This is a genomic window from Pedobacter sp. L105 (assembly GCF_009765875.1).
Taxonomy (GTDB): domain Bacteria; phylum Bacteroidota; class Bacteroidia; order Sphingobacteriales; family Sphingobacteriaceae; genus Pedobacter.
In genome coordinates this window covers 863,927-886,866 of sequence record NZ_LMUP01000004.1, presented here as the reverse complement: position 1 = coordinate 886,866, position 22,940 = coordinate 863,927, and the positions used below count along the sequence as shown (strand labels likewise).

Annotated in this window: 21 protein-coding genes; 10 read left to right on the top strand and 11 right to left on the bottom strand. The window is 41.7% G+C overall.

The features are described 5' to 3' along the window. Positions 1-8: 8 nt before the first annotated feature. Together GSQ84_RS09015 and GSQ84_RS09010 are read right to left on the bottom strand one after the other, a co-directional pair. Positions 9-977 (bottom strand): hypothetical protein, encoded by a 969-nt coding sequence (locus tag GSQ84_RS09015; protein ID WP_216848897.1) that lies wholly within the window; start codon positions 975-977, stop codon positions 9-11. A gap of 174 nt (positions 978-1,151) precedes the next feature. Next, positions 1,152-2,057: a prohibitin family protein gene (locus GSQ84_RS09010; RefSeq protein WP_158796900.1), complete on the bottom strand. Its 906-nt coding sequence runs from the start codon at positions 2,055-2,057 to the stop codon at positions 1,152-1,154. A gap of 291 nt (positions 2,058-2,348) precedes the next feature. Between GSQ84_RS09010 and GSQ84_RS09005 the strand changes: the two genes are divergently transcribed. From GSQ84_RS09005 to GSQ84_RS08995, 3 genes are all read left to right on the top strand, one after another. Continuing rightward, on the top strand, positions 2,349-2,918 hold the full coding sequence (locus GSQ84_RS09005; protein ID WP_158796899.1) for a DUF4468 domain-containing protein: 570 nt from the start codon (positions 2,349-2,351) through the stop codon (positions 2,916-2,918). 95 nt (positions 2,919-3,013) lie between these two features. Beyond that, the gene (locus tag GSQ84_RS09000) at positions 3,014-3,523 is read left to right on the top strand and encodes a hypothetical protein (protein ID WP_158796898.1); all 510 of its coding nucleotides are present in this window, start codon (positions 3,014-3,016) and stop codon (positions 3,521-3,523) included. An 83-nt stretch (positions 3,524-3,606) separates the two neighbouring features. Beyond that, on the top strand, positions 3,607-4,395 hold the full coding sequence (locus GSQ84_RS08995) for a GDSL-type esterase/lipase family protein (protein ID WP_158796897.1): 789 nt from the start codon (positions 3,607-3,609) through the stop codon (positions 4,393-4,395). A gap of 92 nt (positions 4,396-4,487) precedes the next feature. Here the strand turns inward: GSQ84_RS08995 and GSQ84_RS08990 are convergent, their stop codons facing one another. From GSQ84_RS08990 to GSQ84_RS08970, 5 genes are all read right to left on the bottom strand, one after another. Then, positions 4,488-5,897, bottom strand: coding sequence for a DNA/RNA non-specific endonuclease (locus tag GSQ84_RS08990; protein WP_158796896.1), 1,410 nt, complete (start codon positions 5,895-5,897; stop codon positions 4,488-4,490). Positions 5,898-6,000: 103 nt separating this feature from the next. Beyond that, a complete protein-coding gene (locus GSQ84_RS08985) occupies positions 6,001-7,143 on the bottom strand; it encodes a hypothetical protein (RefSeq protein ID WP_158796895.1) in 1,143 nt (380 codons plus the stop codon). 23 nt (positions 7,144-7,166) lie between these two features. Beyond that, the gene (locus GSQ84_RS08980) at positions 7,167-10,049 is read right to left on the bottom strand and encodes a TonB-dependent receptor domain-containing protein (protein ID WP_158796894.1); all 2,883 of its coding nucleotides are present in this window, start codon (positions 10,047-10,049) and stop codon (positions 7,167-7,169) included. 227 nt (positions 10,050-10,276) lie between these two features. Beyond that, complete coding sequence (locus GSQ84_RS08975) at positions 10,277-11,485, bottom strand: FecR family protein (RefSeq protein WP_158796893.1); 1,209 nt, start codon at positions 11,483-11,485, stop codon at positions 10,277-10,279. A 78-nt stretch (positions 11,486-11,563) separates the two neighbouring features. After that, positions 11,564-12,154 (bottom strand): RNA polymerase sigma-70 factor, encoded by a 591-nt coding sequence (locus GSQ84_RS08970; RefSeq protein ID WP_158796892.1) that lies wholly within the window; start codon positions 12,152-12,154, stop codon positions 11,564-11,566. 256 nt (positions 12,155-12,410) lie between these two features. Between GSQ84_RS08970 and GSQ84_RS08965 the strand changes: the two genes are divergently transcribed. The 4 genes from GSQ84_RS08965 to GSQ84_RS08950 are packed head-to-tail and all read left to right on the top strand — an operon-like array spanning position 12,411 to position 16,407. Next, entirely contained in the window at positions 12,411-13,727 is a 1,317-nt protein-coding gene (locus tag GSQ84_RS08965) for a gluconate:H+ symporter (protein ID WP_158796891.1), read from the top strand. Between the two features lie 6 nt (positions 13,728-13,733). Next, a complete protein-coding gene (locus GSQ84_RS08960; protein ID WP_158796890.1) occupies positions 13,734-14,207 on the top strand; it encodes a RidA family protein in 474 nt (157 codons plus the stop codon). Next, positions 14,200-15,321: a D-TA family PLP-dependent enzyme gene (locus tag GSQ84_RS08955; protein WP_158796889.1), complete on the top strand. Its 1,122-nt coding sequence runs from the start codon at positions 14,200-14,202 to the stop codon at positions 15,319-15,321. The genes GSQ84_RS08960 and GSQ84_RS08955 overlap by 8 nt, the downstream gene beginning before the upstream one ends. A 9-nt stretch (positions 15,322-15,330) precedes the next feature. Continuing rightward, positions 15,331-16,407, top strand: a complete 1,077-nt coding sequence (locus GSQ84_RS08950) for a dipeptidase (RefSeq protein WP_158796888.1) — start codon at positions 15,331-15,333, stop codon at positions 16,405-16,407. Positions 16,408-16,482: 75 nt separating this feature from the next. Here the strand turns inward: GSQ84_RS08950 and GSQ84_RS08945 are convergent, their stop codons facing one another. Continuing rightward, positions 16,483-17,607, bottom strand: a complete 1,125-nt coding sequence (locus tag GSQ84_RS08945) for an acyltransferase family protein (RefSeq protein WP_158796887.1) — start codon at positions 17,605-17,607, stop codon at positions 16,483-16,485. A gap of 350 nt (positions 17,608-17,957) precedes the next feature. Here GSQ84_RS08945 and GSQ84_RS08940 point away from each other — a divergent pair, with 350 nt between their 5' ends. After that, entirely contained in the window at positions 17,958-18,710 is a 753-nt protein-coding gene (locus tag GSQ84_RS08940; protein ID WP_158796886.1) for a hypothetical protein, read from the top strand. Positions 18,711-18,864: 154 nt separating this feature from the next. Further along, positions 18,865-19,617, top strand: coding sequence for a hypothetical protein (locus tag GSQ84_RS08935; protein WP_158796885.1), 753 nt, complete (start codon positions 18,865-18,867; stop codon positions 19,615-19,617). Between the two features lie 48 nt (positions 19,618-19,665). Here GSQ84_RS08935 and GSQ84_RS08930 read toward each other — a convergent pair whose 3' ends face one another. Beyond that, the gene (locus GSQ84_RS08930) at positions 19,666-19,947 is read right to left on the bottom strand and encodes a helix-turn-helix domain-containing protein (protein ID WP_158796884.1); all 282 of its coding nucleotides are present in this window, start codon (positions 19,945-19,947) and stop codon (positions 19,666-19,668) included. Between the two features lie 346 nt (positions 19,948-20,293). On the opposite strand from GSQ84_RS08930, the gene GSQ84_RS08925 reads away from it, so the two are divergent. Beyond that, positions 20,294-21,832 (top strand): hypothetical protein, encoded by a 1,539-nt coding sequence (locus tag GSQ84_RS08925; protein WP_158796883.1) that lies wholly within the window; start codon positions 20,294-20,296, stop codon positions 21,830-21,832. Here GSQ84_RS08925 and GSQ84_RS08920 read toward each other — a convergent pair. Continuing rightward, positions 21,798-22,313 (bottom strand): DinB family protein, encoded by a 516-nt coding sequence (locus GSQ84_RS08920; protein WP_158796882.1) that lies wholly within the window; start codon positions 22,311-22,313, stop codon positions 21,798-21,800. The two genes, GSQ84_RS08925 and GSQ84_RS08920, sit on opposite strands and share 35 nt — an antisense overlap. Before the next feature lie 33 nt (positions 22,314-22,346). Next, entirely contained in the window at positions 22,347-22,922 is a 576-nt protein-coding gene (locus tag GSQ84_RS08915) for a thymidine kinase (RefSeq protein ID WP_158797382.1), read from the bottom strand. Positions 22,923-22,940 lie beyond the last annotated feature (18 nt).

The window sequence follows — 22,940 nt, the reverse complement described above, 5'->3', positions numbered from 1 at the left end:
ACATCAATTTACTGGTACTGTATGTACACAGGTGCCGGCTTTAAGTTAAGCACTTCTTCTTTGGTCATCATCCGGTGTGGCACAGGTTTAATGTCGTTCTTGTAAAACAGCTTAAAGCCGGTGAACTGTACTGGTTCGCCCTGTACGAAATATTTATAAGTTCCTTTTTTCAGGTCGGGGCCACCCCAGCCATCCATGTCCATTACAAACTGAACGTTATTGCGCAGTTTGATATCCTGGTAATTGGTCACCATGCGTTTGGTAAAGCGGTGCACCACGAAAACCTTAGGCGGCAGGTTGTACTTTTTACAAAGGTCGCTCAAGTAGGCGGTTACGTAGTTGATATCTTTGGCATCAAAGGTGCCAATGCGTTTACCTGGTACACTGCCCTCCTTCATTGAGAACTCCGGATCGATACCAAAATGCACATTGGGCATTTTCAGGTATTTTTCCAGTAAGGGCAACTCTTCCTGCACAGTGCTGAAACCAACCTGAATATCCAGGAACACCAGTGCGTTAATGGGTTTGGCCATTTCAATCACTTTATCGATCTGACTGAAGGGCATCCTTAGGTTATGGCGACCTTTTGGACCAGGATCTGCCTGGGCTGTTATGCAGATGTAGTGCAACGCGGGCACCACCGGTGTAGCCGGGTCTGCAGCTTCCCATGCCTTCACTTCGGCCATCAGCTTTCTGCGCATCTCAACTGGTTCATACTGGCCAAGCACACCCATATTCTTCGAATACATATTTCCGTAAAACGCAACGATCCGTTTAAAAGGTAAGATAGCACCCGGAAGGGGATAGGGAGCCTTTTTAACCGGCCAGCGCTTGTCGCCATTAGCTATACGTTTCATCAGGGAATCGTACCTGGTCGTATCGAGCGTTGTCCTTAAGGTCGTATCGGTTTTTACAGTTTGGGCAGAAGCAGTGGAAATAATCAGTGCTAATAGCAGGAGGCAGAAGGTATGTTTCAAAATGGCTAATGTTGTTTGGTGCAAATAACGCAATTTAGGCCAATGGATTTGAATTAATTTATTTACCCTGATAATTAAAGAAAAACAGGCTGTCTCCTAGGTATTGATTGAAGCCCAAATTTTGTCCAGCTTTTAAGTGTTCAATCAATGTTTAGGAAACAGCCCCATTCAAAATTAATTTCCGTTAATTAAAACGGGGGCACCTTTGCTGTTTCCCATTACAATGATCTTGGTATTGGGCGACAATGCAATTTCTTTTTGTGCTTTAATGGTTTCATATTGCAGTTGCTTATCACTCAATCCTGTGGAAAGTATTTTTTGATAATCTGCGATACCCTGGGCTTCTACGCGCTTACGCTCCGCTTCCTGTTTCTCTTTCTGCAACACGAAGATCATTTTCTGGGCATCCTGCTCTGCGTTGATCTTCGACTCGATAGATTTTTTAACCGATTCTGGCAGGGTGATGTTTCTGACCAGCAATTGCTCCAGTACCAATCCCCTTTGTGCAAAACTCCTGTTGATCGTTTGGAAAATCTTATCCTGAAATTCCTGACGTTTTGTTGAATAAAGTGCTACTGCTTCATAAGAAACAGCATTGTCACGTATAGCCGTTCTGGAAACCGGTCGTACAATTTTATCCAGGTAATCATCCCCAATCTGGCGCAGGATCTCCGGTGCCTGTGTAGGGCTTACCCTGAACAGTACAGACAGGTCGATCGTTACCTCCAGACCATCGGCTGATAGTACACGGATCGCATCATCGCCTGATTTAGATCCTTCATCATGCACGGCAGACATGGTGTAGTTTTGTGTTTTTACGTCGAAGGGAGTGATCTCCACCAAGGGGTCTACAATATTTAAACCGCTATACAGCACATGGTCGTCTACTTTTCCGAAAAGAGTTTTAACGCCAACCTGGCCTGCCCCGATGGTTTTAAACATGGAAGAGAAAGCTCCGATAGCGATGATCACTATACCCGCAATGCGGACCAGCGAACCAAAACGCGCATTTGGGTGGTCTTGTCTGGACAATACGAAGCCAGCTAATAAAATTAGGATACCAATGATTAAGAAGAACATAAATTTTGAGATTTAATTGTTTGTTAATTTACTGAATAATTCTTGATTGACAGGGGAATTAAGGTACTATCATGGACCCTGGGGCGGGCCGCTATCTGATTTCATTTTGTTTGATTTGAATTACGAAAAGCTATTCAAAAGGGATGCCGTATATTGCCATTAAAGACGGATGTGCCACTGCAAAGCTAAACGCAACTTTTAAGGCAGACAAGTGTTTGGCATAAAGGTGATACCCTTCCATATTGGAAAGGTTTATTTTCATTTTGACACGATTGCCTATATTTACATCCTATGTACAGACTCACATTTTTGCTCCTGCTGCTACCTTTTTTATCTTTTTCACAGACTGATACTACGGGTACCGGATTTCCATTTGAGGATGGGAAGATTGTTTACGAATCTGCGGCCGCTGTTTCTGGTTTAAGCAGGGATACGCTGTATGCTGCAGCAAAGAAATGGATAGCCCATAGTTTTGCTGACGGAAAGTTTAAGCTGGAACATGAAGACAGCGGCACAGGGCAAATTCAGGGAAGTGCTGTGTCACTGCTGTTAGTGACTTCCAGCAACTGGCTTTTTCAAACCTATGCCCTGGAGTTGAACTTTAGTATAGAAATTCTGTGTAAGGATGAACATTATCAGATCAGGTTTTACGGAATCACGACTAAAAGTGTGGCGCTGGGATCAATGACCAGCGATGTACAGGTTCCGCTGGAAACACTTGCCCGCCAGATGAAGGAAACAAAGTTTAAGCCTAAACAGACAGAGCGGAACAGGGATATGAAAAGGGCGGTAGATGAACAATTCAGTAAACTGCTCAGCAGTTTTCAGCAGGGATTTAAAAAATCCGGGAGCCTGTTTTAGAGTGATTGAAATTATTTTAATAGTATAGAAAAATAATTTGTTTCTCTCGTTTTGATTTATTAACTTGATTTAATAGATCAAAATTGTTAATCAGGATGACGTTAATAACAGGCAGCATAACTACAAGGGAACAAAAGATGGCCTTTATAGAAAGGTCCTTTAATCCTTTAGATAGCAGATTAAACAAGTATACAAGAGGATTGGAGCAGGTGGATGATGCATATTTTGACGAAATATACCATTCTTATCTAGAGTCGAGTATACGGTGCAGGGAAGCATTAAATCACATGTTTTCTGAAAAACCACATTTAAAAATGATGGTAGACCGTTTGAGTGACGATAAGATCAATAGGCTTTTTTCTTCCATGAAGGTAATCGGAAAGCTGGGGCGTGTAGAACGCATGACTATCATTATTGGAATCATTGCTACATTAATCCTGATCTACGGTTTTTATGCAAGTTTGCTGACGGCTACTTTTGCGGCACTGGGGATTGGCTTTATGGATGTATTATTGGTCAGGAGATTAAATAAAAAAATAGACTATATCCTATCAGATCATTTACTGGTCGAAATAATCACTTCAGGTTCAATCAAACTTGATTAAGAAATATTAACCAATACACACCAACGGAGGTTCCGGAGAAATCCGGGACTTTCCTATCTTTATGGCCAATCCTATCCATCATTATGCATAAAAAAACACTATCCTTTTTAGGGATAATCATTCTGTTAGGCTTAAACTTAAACAGCGCCAGTGCACAAACAGCACACAGGAACTTGAACATCGTCTTTATCGGAAACAGCATTACCCATGGTGCCGGCTTGCCTGATCCTTTAACGCAGGCACCGCCTGTCATTGCAGGACAGCAACTTGCTAAAATGAAAGGTGTTGGTAAAGTACAGGTGAAAAACGTAGGCAAAAGTGGTTCTACTACTGTGGACTGGCTGCCTGAAAATAAACAGCTGTTTTTAAATGCTGAACTGGCTGCACAGCAATTTGCTGCAGATACGGCTGCCCAACTGGTTTTTTCTTTAGTATTGGGTACCAATGACAGTGCAATCAAAGGCCCTAACGGATCTCCTATTTCGCCAGAAAATTATAGCGTAAATTTAATAGCCATTACAGAGAGGTTATTAACAGAGTTCCCTGCCAGTAAGGTGATCTTTCAATACCCTACCTGGTATAGCGAAAATACGTATAATGGTTCTATGTACTTAAAGGAGGGACTGGAAAGGTTACAGCTTTATTTTCCTGAAATAGATAAAGTGGTTAAACAGTATTCCATATCTCATCCTAACAGGGTGTTCGCTGGCGATAAAAAGGTATTTGCCTATTTTAAAGCGCATCCTGCTTTGTTTCAGAATGAAAATGGTCAGCAGGGCGTATTTAACCTTCACCCCAATGTACAGGGGGCTGCGGTGTTGGGTGGTTTCTGGGCTGCGGCTATTGATAAAGCCATCATCGCGCAGCCATAATAAAAAGCTTTCCGGCTGAAATGCCCCGCCCCATAATTGTCTGATTTCATGGGGCGGGGCATTTCGGCCGGAAAGGTATGGTATTTCAGGTCTTACTGACCAGCGTCTTTAGTGTTTTCCAATGCTGTTCTTACTGCAGCCGGTAAATTGGATAACAAGATGTAGCCGGTAGCCGTTTCAATTTCCTTTACAGTAACGATATATTTTGTCCAGTCGGAGTTAATGGTATTATTATTAGGGGTATCTACTGCAATTACACGGGTAGAGGTAGTAACGCGGCTGATGTCTCCATCACCTGCAGGTATCACTACGGCTACTTTCCATACATTGCTGGGTACCGTTACATGGCCATTGTTAATGGTGCTTGCTGAGCCGTTAGCCCCAACGCCACCAACACCGTAACTACCCATAATGATGTACACTTCATTTCCTTCCACTACCTGTTCCCGCAGGTAATTTTCCAGGTTGGCCCAGGTCTGCTCATTGTTCTGAGGTGCCTGAGGAATCATATTTGTCATTAAAAACGTAGCCGCATTGGCATTGGTAGAACTAGTGCGATCTGCTGAAGGGCAATTATGTCCTCTATCAAATCCGCTGCCTGAATAGCTATTGCTTTCTACCTGGTACCATCCGGCCGGTATGCCAGACCATCCTGCAAAGTCATCCAAACGTGCAGAAGCACCGGTAGTATTTGTTGCATCAAGGTGCCAGCTTACCCAATTCGGTTCGCCCTTAGTGGCATTGTAAGATTCCGTATAATACTTTTGATCGATCAGGTAATTGTCCATCATGGTGGTTGATGTTTGTGCATTGGAAGGATTTCCAAATAAAAGGTTGCTGTTATCACCGCTGGATGGTGGGGCATCTGTTCCGCTGGTTACGGGTCTTGGTGTTGCAGCAGTTGAAGTACTGGTGGTATCACTTCCGCTATCGGGTGTACCCGCCACAATCCCCGGATCTCCGGTTCCTTTAAAGGTGATATCGTCAATGTTGATACGGGTTGTACCGGCCTTTTTGATTTCAAAACGCACAATGCCTTTTACACTGACTTTGAATGAATCGGTAACCAGTGTGGTATTGGTTTCTGTGATGTCACTGCCAACCTGTGTATAGGTTTTACCACTATCTACAGACATTTCTAGTTGCCAGGTAGAATTGGCGTCAGATCCGTATTTACCATGTTTGATATACAAGGTGTTTAGACCTTTGATATCAAAATTCATTGCCAGATCGCCGGTACGCAGCCTTACTGATTTGGTGCCATCCTTTAAATCGGCAGCCAGGCTTCCAATCAGGGCATCATTAAAATCCCAGCTTCCAGTACTCAGCGTGACATTGGCATTGGCATAAGCTGTTTTTGAACCATTTTCAAAAGTTTCGGTGATGCTGTAAGGCTGTGGAAGTGGCGTTACCGGTGTTGGCGTTCCACCACCAGAGATAGTTTTGCAGCTGGCACCCATAATAGCTATGGTAATGCCTAGTAATAAGTTGAGTCTTTTCATGGGTTTATTGTTTTAGAATTCATGGTAGGTTATCGTCATTTTAAGAAGAAGCACGTGTTATTAAGCACGTACTTCTCTTCCGGACGAGGGAGGTAATTATTTTTTATTTTACAAATACAAAGGCAGTTCCATTGTAGGTATAGGTGCTGGTTGCATTTGAAGCGACTCCGAATTTATAAACCGCGTAGGTAAGGTTGAATATCTGACCGTTAATAGGTTTAGAATATTTGTAATTCAGCAGTGCGATAAATGCATTTTGAAGATCCGCAGGACTCCAGTAGGTAGCATCTGTAGTTGCACTTATATTAAAATCTTTATACTGCGCAACATTGGCCCTTGCTGCGGTAGTACCGGCACTTGTACTTCCGATATAGGTATAATCGGCTGAACTTAAAGTCAGGTATACTGTAGGGTCGGCTATCCAGGTACCACTGTTTTTCAGGAAAGATAAGGTAGCCTGTGTGGAAGCGGTTGTCCAGTTGCTGCCATCATACGTCAGCGCTAATACTTTCTGATAATTTGTAGGGTTGAGATAATACTTGTAACTGATGTATTCCACATCATTTGCCTTAATCGTATCCATGATGGAGGCATCGGCTTTCAGGAAAGTATTAAAATAGCTGGCCAGGTTGGGTACATCCGCACCGATAAAATTGCCAAAGCTGCCACGGTTAACAGAAGTGTACTGTGCAGGAGATATTTGGTAGATTTTCTGCCATGTCCCGTTCAGGTATAAAAAGGAATTGGTAACCAGTGTACCTGCGCTGGGGGTAATGCCCGATTCATAATCCGTATAGGTAATTACGGCTAGCTGGTTGGCAACAGGAGTTGGATATTTATAGGCCAGAAAGCTTAATGTCTGCGCAGGAGAAAAATCCTTAAACGTACTTTTAGTCACCGCTGCGTAATCGGCCGTAGTAACCGTATAACTTACATCATTGAATAAACTATCGGCAATGGTAATGGCGGCTGGTGCATTTGTATAAGTTACATTGGCTGTTGAACCATTCCCCAGTTGTGGTTCTTTTAAATTTAAGATCTGAGGGATATATAAATTCGCATCAGCATTAGATTTAAAACTAAAAGATTTATAGGGATAAGCAGTGGTAGGCAACAGCTGATAATCTGATGTGGCCAGCGTAAATGTCATTGCTTTGGTATAGGTTTCCGGGGCAATGACCGGCTGCTTTTGGCAAGAGGCAAAAGTGATGGCGGCCAGGATAAATAAATAATATATCTTTTTCATGCGTATTTTTCTTTGATGATCATTTAAAATTTAATTTTCAACCCGGTAGTGAACGTCCGTCCAATTCCATAATAAGCGTTGATGTTTGCAGCCTGTCCTGTTGCATTGGCATCATAACCATCCGAAATATATTTCCTGTTAAATACATTCATTACGTTGGCAATGAAAGAAGCATCCAGACCTGCAATTTTAAATCTGAATACCGCATTCAGGTTAACCAATGAATTGTTGGGTATTTTATAAGGTGTTAAACCCGGAATGGTGAGGTTTGTGAATAGAAAATTAGACGTGTAATTGGCAGTATAAAAATAATTAGCACCCAGTTTAAGCTGTGGCATCACATTCACATCAAGGCTTAGCGCCGCAGTGGTTTGTGGAGCATCGCCAACTTTGATATCCTTCAGGTAAACTTTGTTCAGTGTAGTAACCACTTGTTGCTGATTGTTATATACGGTAGCAGGACCTGCATCTTTGGTATAGTACCAATCTCCTACAGAAAGCATTCCGCCAATCGTTACATCTTTTACCGGACGCAGTTTAAGCTCCAGTTCGGCGCCCTGGTGCATTTCCGTTACACCGGTAATGTTTACACTGTAGAGTTGTAACGTGGTAGCGTCAGAATAAGAATTTGAAAAGGATTCATCTTTATACAATGTTCTGTAAAGGTTTAATTTGGCAGTGAACATCGAACTTTTAAAGCCGTAGCCCAATTCATAACTTAGCAGTTTTTCAGGAACGGTACCATCGTTGATTTTATTCGTGAATTTCTCAAAAACGTTATCGAAGTAGGGCGGTTTAGTAATGTAACCTACATTAGCGAATAAATTCATCTGGCTGTTCAGGTTGTAATTGGCACCGCCTTTAGCCTGATAGGTAAAGAAGTTTACATATCTGCTGGATTGATTTGGATCACTATTCAGGTAATTAAACAAATCGGTTCTTTTATCACCGCTGCCTGTACCAGATAGTGTTACAAAAACAGAGAAATCTTTTTTCGAATATTCTGTCTGCATGAAGGCGCCGCCAGATGCTACATAATCCTTGTTGTAATAATCAATCTTATCACCTACAACTGCGCGGTGTAAAGGATTGTTGATATCTCCTCCAGACGTACCTAAAGCAGCACTTCCTTTGTATTTATCGAGCACATAATCAGCACCCAATAAATCGGTCACCACTTCATAGTGTGTCCCTTCATAATACCTTAAATCTACTCCGGCAGAGAAGTCCAGGTTATTCGTCAGGTTCTTTTTATAAGTACTTCTCAGACCATACCATTTATGGTCGTTATGTGCGGCATAAAAGTAAGTAGCCGCAGAGCCATCAGGACTGGCTGCATTGGTTTTTTCTGCTGCGGTAAAATCAAATGGTGAATAGATATTGCTGATTCTGTTGGGTAATGTTCCGCCAATAGATCCGCCGCCACCTGTGCCGTAAGTAGCATAAAGTATAGTAGAGAGGCTAGAAGTTTGGTCGATATCCCAATGATGGGTAATAGAAGCTAAAGGTTTACTGAAAAAGTTGTTGTAAGGATTTACGTCTTTGCCATCTTTAACACCCCAGTTATCATTAAATCTTATTCCCTGTGGTGCGTTTTGCATCGTTGCTATCGTTTGCTCAAATCTTTGTCCGTGGGTTTGATGTGCACCCATGAAATCAAAAGATAAGGTTTGGTTTTTGCTTAAAACCTTCGACAAATTGAAGAAGTAATTGTAACCAAGAAATTTCAGTCCATCGGCGTTACCATTTCCCATTGTTCTGCTGCCCTGAAAAGTTGCTGCCCAACCATTTTTATCCAGACCAGTAGAGATCAGTACACCAGTTCTTTGATAGCCATCACTGCCGATATATTGTGCAATATAACCTCCCTTTTCTGTATCTGTACCGCGTGTGGTAATGTTAATGGTACCACCGAAAGAAGGTACGATTACTTTTGACGCACCTAAGCCACGCTGTACCTGTACAGAAGTAATTACATCAGCCAGTCCGGTAAAATCAGACCAATAAGCTGAACCGCTTTCCGGATCATTTACAGGAATACCGTTAATGGTTAATGCCACGTTACCTTTCTTTGATCCACTGGAAAACCCCCTGATGCTGACCCGGGAATCGCCATAACCCCCGCCTTGAGCAGTCGCCATAATCCCTGGCGTACCCTGCAGCAGCTCAGGAATATCCTGGTTACCCAGTTTTTCCTCGATAAACTGGGCATTAATAGTAGATACTGCTACCGGTGTTTTTCTGTCGATAACTACATCACTGGTGATGTTTACTTCGTTCATCGCGTTTGCACTTGCCTTCAGCTGGATCTCTCCCAGGTTAGCATTTTGTGAAACCGTGATTTCCTGGCGCACGTAACCGATATACGAAATCACCAGTACCGTGCCTTCTGTAGAAGTAACCTTTAATTTGAAGGTACCGTTCAGGGAAGTAGAAGCTGCATTTGATGATCCTTTCACAGCAACTGATGCACCTATAAGTGGCTCTTTGGTATCTGCATCGATCACTGTACCTGTAATGACGGTCGACTGACTGGCTGTTGCCACCTCTTTTTTTATACCTGCTGTGTTTCCGGTTATCTTTTCTTTCAGGACAATCGTATGGCCAATGATCGCATAAGTAAGCGGCTGGTTTTTAAAAACTTTGTTCAGTGTTTTTTCCAGCGTTAAGTTTTCAATACTTAAACTTAGTTTGTTGCTTCTAGCCAGTAATTCTGTCTGCATGAATACATCGTAGCCGCTTTGCTGCTCAATCTTGCTGAGCACCTTTTCCAGTGTGGCATTCTTTTCTGAAATGGTAATACGCTGTCCAAAACCTGCAGCACTGATATGCAGGCATACGGTAAATAGCAGGAGCGTAATGACTTGAATCCGCATAATGAGTTTCTTTTTGGTGGTTGTACTCATCGGGTTGAAGCGATTGAATACTTTATTACAGTTAGTTATTCGCCTGCTTTGGTATAACGGCGTGAAAAATGTAGAAAAATCCATATTTTTGTTTGGGTTGTGATTAAAGTGTATTCCTTATATAATTTATACTCAGCCTTTTCATTTGCCGGAGCGTGCTCGATACACCCTCCGGCTTTTTGGGCTAAAGCAGGTAACCGGCCTTGCAGGCTACCTGAATAGATCCATTATGATTTTACAATAATTTTCCTCCCGCTAATGGTAAAGTTAATTCCGCTTGTTTTTAATATTTCGAAGACCTGTGAAACAGGGACGTCTCTTGATACGCGTCCACGGTAATGTCGTTCGGGGGTATCCCCCTGGTATTCTACATCCACGTCGTACCATCTGGACAGCTGTCTCATGATGGTAGGCAGGCTGGCATTTCTGAATAAAAATTTTCCGTTTTTCCAGGCCATTGCCTCATCGATATCTGGATCTGAAAGCACTTTTAGCGTACTGGCCATTCCTACAGCCTGCTGTCCTGGTTTTAGTTTTATTTCCTGCCTGCCGTTTGTACCGCTAACTTTTACGCTTCCTTCCAGTAAGGTGGTTTTGGTTGTTGTTTCATCAGCATAACTGCTGACGTTAAAATGCGTACCGAGCACTTCAACCGTCTGGCTTATTGTTTTTACAAAAAATGGTTTGGCTGCATTTTTTGCTACTTCAAAATAGGCTTCACCTGTTAGCTCTACCCGGCGTTCATTACCCTGAAATTCTGTGGGATATTTTAAAGAAGAGGCTGCATTTAACCACACTTTAGTGCCATCGGGCAAAATGATCATGTACTGGCCACCGCGTGGGGTGACAATGGTATTCATGGCCATTAGCTTTGCTGCGGCAGAAGGGTTGGTGGTGTTCACCGTATTTTTTACTTTATAAACTACCTGTCCATTTTCAGTTTTGTCGATATCAACATTTTCCTGACTGGCAATCTTTCCGCGTTTCGCATCATTCAGTACTATTTTTGACCCGTTAGCGAGTGTAAGCACTGCTTTATTACTTCCCGGTAAGATATCTTTTTGATGGAGTACCAGTGTGTTACTCTTTTGCTTTTTGTTAAAGAGCTGGTTAACTGCAAAACCAATACTCAGCAGCATGATCAGGACAGCGGCATAATGCAACAGATTTTTTGCTGCTGAAGTGTCGTGGTTTGTTTTTGTGTAACCTGTACTTTCACTTATCTTTTTCCATGCCGCATCTTTATCCGTATCCGGAAAATTCTCCAATTCCTTATTCAGGAAACTTTCGTCAGTGAGCCTGTTGAAGGTATCCCTATTGTGGTTGCTTTCTTCAAGCCAGTGGTCTAATGTTATTTTTTCTTCTTCCGTCAGCTCGTTCCGCAAATACTTTGCGACGAACTTGCCGAGATCAAAATAGGATTCGTATTGATTCATAATGCCTTTTCAACAGTAGAGACACCTGAATATTTAAAGAGGATAAAGAGATTTGATTTTTTTAAAAAAAAGAATGGATTATTTATAAATCCCTGCAGTAAGTACCATTAAGAGCATAAAGGTTTCTGGAGTAAGCTTAAGCCTTAATAATTGCAACGCCCTTTGTTTTTGTTTTTTGACGGTGTTGATAGACATATTGAGTTCGTCTGCAATTTCCTGGTTCTTTTTACCATCAAAATATCCCATTACAGAAATTGTACGATAGCTTTCGGGCAATGACTGAATGGCGGAATGGATCTCTGCCATTAATTCTGTTCTAATGATCGCATCAATTACACAGGGTTCCTCTGGTTCGATGTTGCCCTGTAACTGTATATAACCTTCAACAATCTTTTCATGTCTGATCACATTCAAACTCGCATTACGGACAGTTTGGTAAAGAAAATTTTTAATGGCTGTTTTGTGGGGAATAACAGTGTCTTTAAGCTGCCAGTATTTGATAAAAGCGTCCTGGACAATATCCTGCGCCTGATATTTATCTTTAACGAATTGTAGGGAAAAATAAACCAGTCTGTCATAAAATTCTTTAAACAAAAGATCTAAACCGATTTGATCCTGTGATTCTTCTGTGGAAGACTTTGACGAGAATATTCCTTTTACAATGCTCATTATAAGATGGAATAGTTAATTGATGATTTATTTAGGATGTAACTGCTATCTGTGTGAGTACGCTTCAAAATTGAACTTTTGTTATTGTCCACAGATTAATTCTCTATTAACAAATAAATTTCTATTTGTAACTTTTTAGTTGCAAGAATATAATTTTAAATGTTTAAAAGGATTTAATGACATTATGAACAATCAAAATAATTGTCTAATATTAAAAAAATATAGTACTCTTGCTTATTAACCTACAGCGATAGATATGACCATAGTTATCATCTTATTATGCATTCTGTTACTGATTGTAATGGTTTCGGTATTCCGGATCAATGCTTTCCTTTCTTTCCTGGTGGTTTCTATTCTGGCAGGAATAGTATTAGGCATCCCATTAAATAAAGTAGCCGGTTCTGTTGAAAAAGGAATTGGGGATGTATTGGGTTCTTTGGCCATTATCATTACCATTGGCGCTATGCTGGGCAAGCTGGTAGCTGAAAGTGGTGCAGCACAGAAGATATCTGCAGTGATCATGAATATCTGCGGTGAGAAATATATCCAGTGGGGTGTGGTGGTAACGGGGTTCCTGATTGGTATCCCTCTTTTTTATGGGATAGGTTTTGTATTGATGATCCCGCTGATCTTTTCCCTGGTTTACAAATACAAACTGCCTCCTATATACATTGGCCTGCCCATGCTGGCGGCACTCTCTGTTACCCATGGGTTTCTGCCCCCTCATCCTTCTCCATCAGCATTGGTGATCCTGTTTAAAGCCAATATGGGCTTAACCCTGCTTTATGGACTGATAGTAGCAATTCCAGCAATTGTTATCGGCGGTCCGCTTTTTTCCAGGACGCTTAAAAATATCTCTTCTTCCCCCTTACAAACTTTTATGCCGGCAGAACTGCCCGACAGCGAATTGCCAGGCACATTTACCAGTTTTTTTACAGCCCTGCTGCCAGTATTGCTGCTGATCATCGCAACGGTGCTCACCTTAATTGTAGGCAAGGATTCTTCCTTAACAAATGTGATTGCCCTGGTGGGGCATCCCGATGTGGTCATGCTAATTGCCCTGTTTACAGCTACGCTTACCCTGGGTATTTTTCAGGGTAAAAAGATTGCGCATATCATGAATATTTATGCAGAATCTATTAAAGATATCGCACTAATCCTGTTGATCATAGGCGGTTCCGGCGGATTAAAACAAGTACTGGTAGATAGTGGGGTAAGCGCACAGATTGGCGCCTTACTGATGGACCTGCATATGCAGCCGCTGTTCCTGGGCTGGTTGATCACGGCCGTAATCAGGTTCTGCGTAGGATCGGCAACTGTTGCGGGATTAACCACAGCGGGCATCATCATTCCTTTAATGGCCAGCACGCATACTGATCCTAATTTAATGGTACTTGCTGTTGGAGCCGGGAGTTTAATGTTCTCTCACGTAAATGACTCCGGTTTCTGGCTGTTTAAAGAATATTTTAACCTCAGCATCAAAGATACCTTCCGGTCATGGGCCATGATGGAATCTATTGTTGGTACTGTTGGCCTGATTGGTGTACTTTTATTAAATCAAATTATTAAATAATATCACATGAATAATTTCAATGCGGACGAGCAATTTGCTAAACTGGGTTTAACCTTACCTCCTGCACCTACACCACTGGGTGTATATAAACCCTTTCTGATTGACGGAAAATACCTCTATTTATCCGGACACGGGCCTGTTCAGGATGACAAGAGCCTAATTATTGGGCGTATCGGTTCTGATTTAGATAAGGAGGAGGGTAAACTGGCGGCCAGACAGACAGGCTTAACCATGTTATCTACCATTAAAACCAACCTTGGTTCTTTGAACCGCATCAAACGGGTCATAAAAGTACTGGGAATGGTAAACTGTACGCCAGATTTTGAGAAACATCCTTTTATCATCAATGGCTGCAGTGAACTTTTTGCTCAGGTATGGGGAGAAGAAAATGGTATTGGAACACGCAGTGCCGTAGGTTTTGGTTCCCTGCCTGATAATATTCCCGTAGAAATTGAGGCCTTATTTGAATTGTATGATTAGTTCTGAAAAAGCCTGGTATCTCATCGATGATGTAGAGCAGTTGGATTCACCTGCACTTGTCTTTTATAAAGACAGGATTATAAAAAATATTTCTTTACTGAAAGAAGGGATCAGTGATGCCCGCAGGCTGCGGCCTCATGTGAAAACACATAAAACCAGGGAAATTACTTTACTGATGCTGGAAGCAGGCATCACTAAATTCAAGTGTGCTACCATTGCCGAAGCAGAGATGCTGGGTAGCTGTAAAGCACCGGATGTATTGTTGGCCTATCAGCCTGTGGGCCCTAAAATCAAAAGGTTTATCACTTTGATCAAAACTTTCCCGGCTACACATTTTGCCTGCCTGGTAGATAATGAAAGCTCATTAAAGGCCATCTCTGGTGCCGCGGTTGAGGCAGGCATTCAGGTGCGGGTTTTTCTCGACCTGAATGTAGGAATGGGCCGCACCGGGATCACACCCGATGAGAATGCCCTGCTGCTGTACCAACAGGCGGCGGCGGATAATGGTATCCGGCTAATGGGACTTCACGCCTATGATGGGCATATCCATGACACTTCATTGTTTATCAGAAAAGTTAACAGTGCACTGGTACTGGGCCTGATCATGAAGTTTCAGGAGTCGATCTTAAAAAAAGGAATGTCAAAACCGGTGATCGTTGCCGGAGGAACACCGACCTTTCCGCTGTATGCGCCTCTGGAAGATATAGAATGTAGCCCGGGTACTTTTGTACTTTGGGATAAAGGTTATATGGATTCATTTGCAGAGCAGGAATTTCTGACTGCTGCACTGGTGGTAACCCGTGTGATCTCCCTGACCGATGAGACCAAGCTTACCGTAGACCTGGGACATAAGTCGGTAGCGTCGGAAAATGAGCTCAGTAAAAGGGTTTTCTTTTTAAATGCCCCGAATGCCCAGATGGTTGGTCAGAGTGAAGAACACCTGCTATTATACATGGGTGCAGGCCATGGATTTAAAATTGGCGATGTACTGTACGGACTGCCAGTACATATTTGTCCAACCGTTGCTTTGTATGGTCTGGCCAGTATTATAGAACAGCACCGGCTCACAGAAGAATGGGCCATCATTGCAAGAAACAGAAAGATCACTATTTAATTAAAGATAATGTTTGCCATAGACGCACACCTGGATTTAAGTATGAATGCGCTGGAATGGAACCGCGACCTGCGGCTGCCTGTTTCGGCAATCAATGACAGGGAAACAGGATTAACGGATAAACCCGACAGGGCTAAGGCGGTAGTTTCCCTGCCAGAGTTAAGAAAAGGAAAGGTGGGATTAGTGGTAGCTACCCAGATTGCGCGGTATGTAGCGCCGGGTAATTCTTTGCCCGGATGGCATTCTCCTGAACAGGCCTGGGCACAAACACAGGGACAGGTTGCCTGGTATAAGGCGATGGAAGAAGCAGGGGAGATGGTACAGGTCAATGATCTGGAGAGCCTGGAAAAGCACATTCAGCTTTGGGAAAGTGATATCAGTGATGACTTAAAGCCTATAGGATATATTTTAAGTTTGGAAGGCGCAGATTCTATCATTACCGTACAGCATTTAGAGCGGGCACATGCTTATGGATTGCGGGCAGTGGGGCCTGCACATTATGGGCCAGGGCGTTATGCCCAGGGTACCGATGCTACAGGATTAATGGGGCCTAAAGGACACGAACTGCTGAGAGAAATGGAAAGACTGAATATTATTCTGGATGCAACACATTTATGTGACGACAGTTTCTGGGAGGCACTGGATCATTTTAATGGACATATCTGGGCTTCACATAATAACTGCAGGGCATTAGTAAACCATAACCGCCAATACAGTGATGCGCAGATTAAAGAACTGGTAAACCGGGGTGCAGTTATTGGTTTGGCACTGGATGCCTGGATGATGGTGCCCGACTGGGTTCGCGGGGTTTCTACGCCCAAAGGGATGCATTGCAACCTGGAAGTAATGGTAGATCATTTAGACCATATCTGTCAGATAGCAGGTAATACATTACATATTGGTATCGGCTCTGATCTGGATGGGGCTTTTGGAAAAGAGCAGTGTCCTTATGATATTGAAACGATAGCCGATCTGCAGAAAATCCCTGTTTTACTGGATAAAAGAGGTTATAAAAAACAGGATATACAAAATATGATGAACTGCAACTGGATGCGGTTTTTAAGAAACGCATGGGCAGTTAAATAAGATATCCCCATAAAAAAAGAGGTTATCCACATTTAAATGTGGATAACCTCTTTTTTTATGGGGATATCTCTGCTTTTAAACGCGGATATAGATTTTACGTTTGTCCAGAATGTAGCCTACCAGCCAGCAGGTAAGCATATAACCAATAGCAAATAATAGGGAACCCACAGGGCCGGGCGCAATGGCCTGGAAAACATTTCCGTTAATCCAGTCGTAGAAATGTGCATTGGGAAATAACAGGTCGATCAGCTGCATCAGCATGTCGGCAACGATATAAATGAAGAGCGGATTTTTCCCAAACACCACAAAGAAGTTAGTCCACCAGGTATACTGTTTCACTTCAATCAGGAAGATCAGCGAGCCAATCACCAGCAGGTCTATTCCACAGGTAAGCATCACAAAAGAACTGGTCCATATTTTCTTATTGAATGGAAGAATTAAATTCCAGCTCAGGGCAATCAGCAGCAGAAGACATCCCGCAAACAGTAATTTGGCAATAGTTTCATAACCCTTGCCTTTTTCCTGGATAAACTTTCCTGCAAAATAGCCGATCACTACATTTACAATAGAAGGAATAGTGCTGAGAATACCTTCAGGGTCAAAGGCAACCCCTTCACCATGGTACATGTGTGATTCTCCGAGAAGGTACTTATCAATGAAATAACCCACATTTCCGGTCATGGTCAGTTCAGATCCCTGCTGTCCGCAGAACAGCAGTAAGGCCCAATAGCCCAATAGAAATATTACACTCAGCCAGATCACAGTCTTGCTGGACAGGTAATGGATCATCAGTGAAGCGATTCCAAAACATAGCGCTATCCTTTGCAGTACCCCAAAAATACGTGTGTTGGCAATTGGCGAAACCATAATATGCCCTTGTGCATCGTACTTAAAGAAAGGGAACCAGTACATCAGATAGCCGATGATAAAGATTAGAAAAACACGTTTAAAAATTTTAAGCAGTACCTGTGAATTGTCCATTCCGTTGAACTTCTTCATTGAAAAACTCATGGCATTACCCACAGCAAAAAGAAAGGACGGAAAAACAAGATCAGTTGGTGTAAAGCCATGCCATGCAGCATGTTCGAGCATGGCAAAAGGTGTGGCCCCTCCTCCAGGGGTGTTAACGATGATCATGAAGCACAATGCCATGCCACGAAATACATCGAGTGAAAGAAAACGTTCGGATTTTTGGTTCATTGGTTTAAATTGAGTTACCAAAATAGAAAAGAAACTGCAGATTTAATAGGATATTTGATAAATAAAACGTTAATCTTTGTCTTTTTAATGATACAAAGGGCGTTTTTTATCAATCTTAGATCTGCACGATAAAATGTTATCCCATAGCCTAGAGGTAAAATGCTCATAACGTCTAAGAAAATTAAAAAAAAATATAAACTATATCTTTGTGTTTTTAATCAAAAATATTATTTTTCGGGTTATAAATTACGTGTTTTAACATAAAGGGCTTTTAACTATTTTTAATACCTTAGAATTTTTTGAAATCCTGATAAAAGAAGGCTGGTTGATATTATATCGTACTGAAGAAGATGAACGCTAAAGGACAAATTATACTTAACTATACAGACGAGTTCAAAATTGCCTGCAAGATCAATAATCTTCATTTTGAAGAGCTATTGCAGTATTTTATTGATCATGTTTCTTTTTATGCCTTTATCGGGGGGAATATGGAATCTGTTTATCTCTGGGCCACTACAGTAAGTATCGATTGCAAAGACTTTCAGGGCGGGCAAATTGAGACGATTACCGATCAAAGGATCCAGCAGATATCTTTGAAATATATCAGGAAACTCACCAGCCTTAATCTGGAGCCAGACCTGCCTGAAAGTCTGGAGACCAATAAAAGCGTAACCATCATGAGGGAATGGGCAGCAGAAATGCTTCCTTTAACAGATTACCTTTCGGAGATTAAAACCCAAACAGGGGAATTACTTCAATTAACCTTTGATTTTAATATGTTATGCAGGATGAACGGCATTGAAGTACAACATCTGTTGCAGTATTTCATCAGCACTATATCCCTGGCAAGGGAGAGGGCAGTTAACCTTTTGACTATCGTAAAAGCTGATCCAAGCACTGCCGTGCTTCTTTTCCTGGTAGGTAGCCATGAAGAAGTTAAAGATAAAATTCTGCCCCAGCAGGATGTTTACAAACAATATGGACTGAAATTGCTGAGGCTCGACAGAAAACTAAAAGAAGTTAAAGATCTTGAAACAAGAATAAAAATCTACAGCTCTTTTTACCGCGAATGGTATAATGCACTCCAAAGTGATATCAATTGACCCAACCTTTTTCCTGTCTTTTCTGATCCTCTGTTAGCGGTAATATTGAAAAGGCAAATTCGATATTGCGCAGGCTCATAAATTGGATATACTTTTTGAAACCCCTTGGCCGATACACCTGTTTATATAACTGAGGAAAATAAACAAAATATATATGAACGAAAAAGGAGGATTTGGGCTGAATTATGCTGAAGATTTCACTATAGCCTGTGCCATCAATTATCTGAAAAGGGAGGAAGTACTGCAGTACTTCATTAACCGGGTTTCTTTTTACGCTTTTAACGGAGGTGAAATGGAAGCCGTTGCTTTATGGGCTACGGGTATCGTCATTGAATGTAAAGAAGCTTACGGCAGCCGTATTATTGCTGTCACAGATAAAAAAGTACAACGGATATCCGTCAAATACGTCACACTTTTAAGCGAGCTCAGTGCATCTGAAAAACCTTCCACCGTTGATAAAATGAAAGAGAGTTTTTACCTGATGCAGGAATGGGAAACAGAAATGATGCCGCTGGTAGATTATCCCAAAACCTTCGGGCTGGATGAAGATAATTTCCTTATGCTTACATTTGACTTTAATCTGCTTTGCAGGATGAACGGAGTTAATCCCAATCAGGTATTACAATATTTTATAGATCATATTTCACTGGCCATACAAAGGGCTGTCAATTTGCTGGAATACAAAGAAACGGATTCTACGATGTCTCTTTTTGGCATGATGCTGCTGAGCAGGTCCATGCAGAAGAACAAGTTACCCGTTCAGCAGGATGTACGAAAATGGTATTCAGAGAGATTGCTGGAATTGGATGAAAGGCTAAAAAAGGAAACTGTCCTCGAAAAAAGAATTAGCGTTTACAAAGCCTTTTATGCAGAATGGTTCCAATCACTAATGAAAAACCTGAACTGATCATTTTGAGGAAGCAGATCAGTAAACCATCGCTGTTTGCATTAAAGATTATAAGTCTAAATCTTTATTTTTTATTTTGTTTTTTTCAATTAGTGCTGTACTGGGAAGAAAATCCCGGGGAGATAATCCGAAATGGTCTGCAAACACATTAATGTGCTTTAAATTGTATTTAGCCGGGTTACTGCTGTTCTCTACATTCCCTATGAATGAGGCTTTTACTCCAATTATATAGGCGATATCTTCCTGCCGTAACTTTTTATCAGCTCTTAACTTTCTGACAAAATCGATTACGTGTTGTTCAATAAGATCTAATTTTACCTTTCCTTCCATTCAAATACTAAGTAATTTATATTCTGAAGTATAATTTACAGCTATATATGTAAAAAAGTATTTATCGCCTATTTTAAGTTAACTTATTGAAAAATGAGAATATTAATTGGAGATTTTATTCGTGTGCAAACAATTATTTATGAAAGCCGCAACGTATAGCAATATAGGCTAAATTGTTTAATAATTTGTTGAATAAGGGTAAACATTTAAAAATAAAAATACTTATATTTATTATATAATAACTAACCAACAGCTAATTTTAAATCCCGATTCTTAAAAACCGGTCTTTAATAATCGAGATCATTAGGTATATTTGTCAAATCAACATTCATTTTGAAAAATTCCTATGCAAAAAACCAGATTTAGTTTACTATCTCTAAAAAATTTAGATGGTTTGCTAATCTCAGTGATTGGTTTCCTACTGATTATAATATATACCCGTTATAACGGTATCGGCGTGTCGCCAGATTCCATTGCTTATCTGAGTGCAGCAAGGAATATGTATATGCATGGCCTGCTGGCAGATTATAATATGAGGCCGCTGGTTGATTTTCCTTTGTTTTATCCCTTTTTTCTAAGCGTTATCGGTTTTATTACCAGGATTGATCCCCTGATACTGGCACCTGTAATCAATGGTTTATTGCTGGCGGGTATTATCGTGATGACAGGCTACCTGATCGATACTTTTGAGGGAACTAATAAATGGTATAAACGTATTATCTTGTTTTTTCTGGCCCTCAGTCCTTCCTTACTGGATATTTATTCGATGTTATGGTCAGAAACTTTATTTCTATTTTTAACCATCGCCTTTATCGCCTCTTTTAGCAGATACCTGAGAAAACGTACGCTTGGCAGTCTTTTGTTTTGCGCAGGTGTTGCCGCAGTAGCCTGTATCACGCGCTATGCGGGTGTAACTTTAGTGGGAACAGGACTACTGCTGCTGGTGTTTGACCGTTCACTGGAATGGCGTAAACGGATGATCTACTGTATATACTTCGGCTTCATTTCTATTTCCTTACTGGTGGCTAACCTTGTGCGTAATGCTGTCATTACGAGCTCTCTTACCGGACCAAGGCAGAAAGGTATCCTCACGCTGAGCGATAATGTGGTTTTTTATGGTCGTGTAATCTGCAGTTGGTTGCCTGTACACGGTGACCAGCCACGATTGGTATCCGGAATTGCCATCGCTATCTTCATTTTTATTTCACTGTTATTTTTAAAGCGCAGCTGGTTAAACCGCACTTATGAAACAGCAGAGAACTGTTTTGCTGCTTTTTTTATCGTTTATACCGTATTTATTATCGGCATTTCTACCTTATCTCATTTTGAGCAGATCAACAACCGGTTTATCTCTCCGGTATTTGTGCCAATGCTCATTGGTTTAACCTCCTGGATACCCAATAAGCTGAGGCAGCTGAACAGGGTTCAATTTGGCCTGGCAGTCGCTATTTTAGGAATAATAGGAATTGTATTTGAATATGGTCAGCTGAAACAGGTACATTTTATGTATGAAGATGTAAAGGATTATGGCATTGGAGGTTATACCGATGATTCCTGGAAACATTCAGAGACAGCAAAATTCTTACGGGAGCATCCTGACTATTTTAACCGGAAATATACTGTTTATTCCAATGACCATCAGGCAGCCTATTTTAATGGAAGAATGCGTACTGAGTCTATCGCACAGCGGGTAAATAAACATGATACTGACGAAATGTTTGAAGAAGACGGGTTCTATCTCATTTGGTTTGATAATTTTTCAGACAATGAACTGGTCAAGTTCAGGTATATGTGGGATAGGAGTTATATGGTGAAAAAGTTTGATTTCAACGACGGGGATATTTTCTTTGTTAAACCCCGCCATCCTTTAGTACGGCCACGGTAACCAGCAATTGCCCCACATGACGCATGGTATGTTCTGCCCCGTGTACTAATAAACCGATTACTGTTGAAGGAAGTGCTGCGCGGCCTATGCCACGAAAATCTGTCAGCGTAGCGGTATCCGTCTGTCTCAATTGTTCCAGCGCAAGATCTACCTGCCGGTTAAAACGACCGGTAAGTTGATCAACAGTTTGTGGATCAGGTGTGTCTTTACCTTCTCCTGCGAGCTGTGAAAACTGAAGGGGATTGAGTTTTTCGTTTTTTGCATAGGTAAATACCCTGTCTAGTACACCACTTAAATGCTGTAAATGAAAGCCAGGGGATGCTAATCCTGCGGGACGCAGCCAAAGCAGTTGCACAGGGAATTCAAACAGATATTGATTTATTTCTTCCCTGGCCTGTAAAAGCGCATGCGCTATAGGCTGCAGTAGGGGATGAATGTCGGGTAGGGGGCCTCTTTGCCAGACTTCTCTTTGCTCTGCCATCTGTTGTTTATTTTTATGGGTTAACGCTGTTGCTTAATCTTTAGCATGAAAGCAGATCCGGCACCTGGGTTCATAACTTTCTTTTTCTCCCAGCATGATCCTGGCATCACCGGCTACCCTGCGGTAAGAATACATGGCCGGGCCACCGCATCTTACACATATTGCATGTACTTTGGTTACCATTTCTGCAATGGCCATCAGCGCCGGTACAGGGCCAAATGGTTTGCCCGTAAAATCCATATCCAGCCCGGCTATGATTACCCTGATCCCTTTGTTGGCTAAGGTATTACATACATCCGCCAGGCCATCATCAAAAAACTGAGCTTCATCAATACCTACTACCTGCGTATCTGCCTTCAGCAGCAATATTTCTGCGGAGTTGCTTACCGGAATGGCGGTAATGGAGTTGTAATTGTGAGAGACTACAGCATTTTCATCGTAACGGGTATCTGTTGCGGGTTTAAAGATCTCTACCCTGAGGCGGGCAATCTCAGCACGCTTCAGCCGTCTGATCAGTTCTTCCGTTTTGCCGGAAAACATGGAACCGCAAATTACCTCAATGCTGCCGCCAAATTCTCCTCTGCTGTAATTTTGTTCGCTAAATAACATGTTTATTCCGGGGATGTG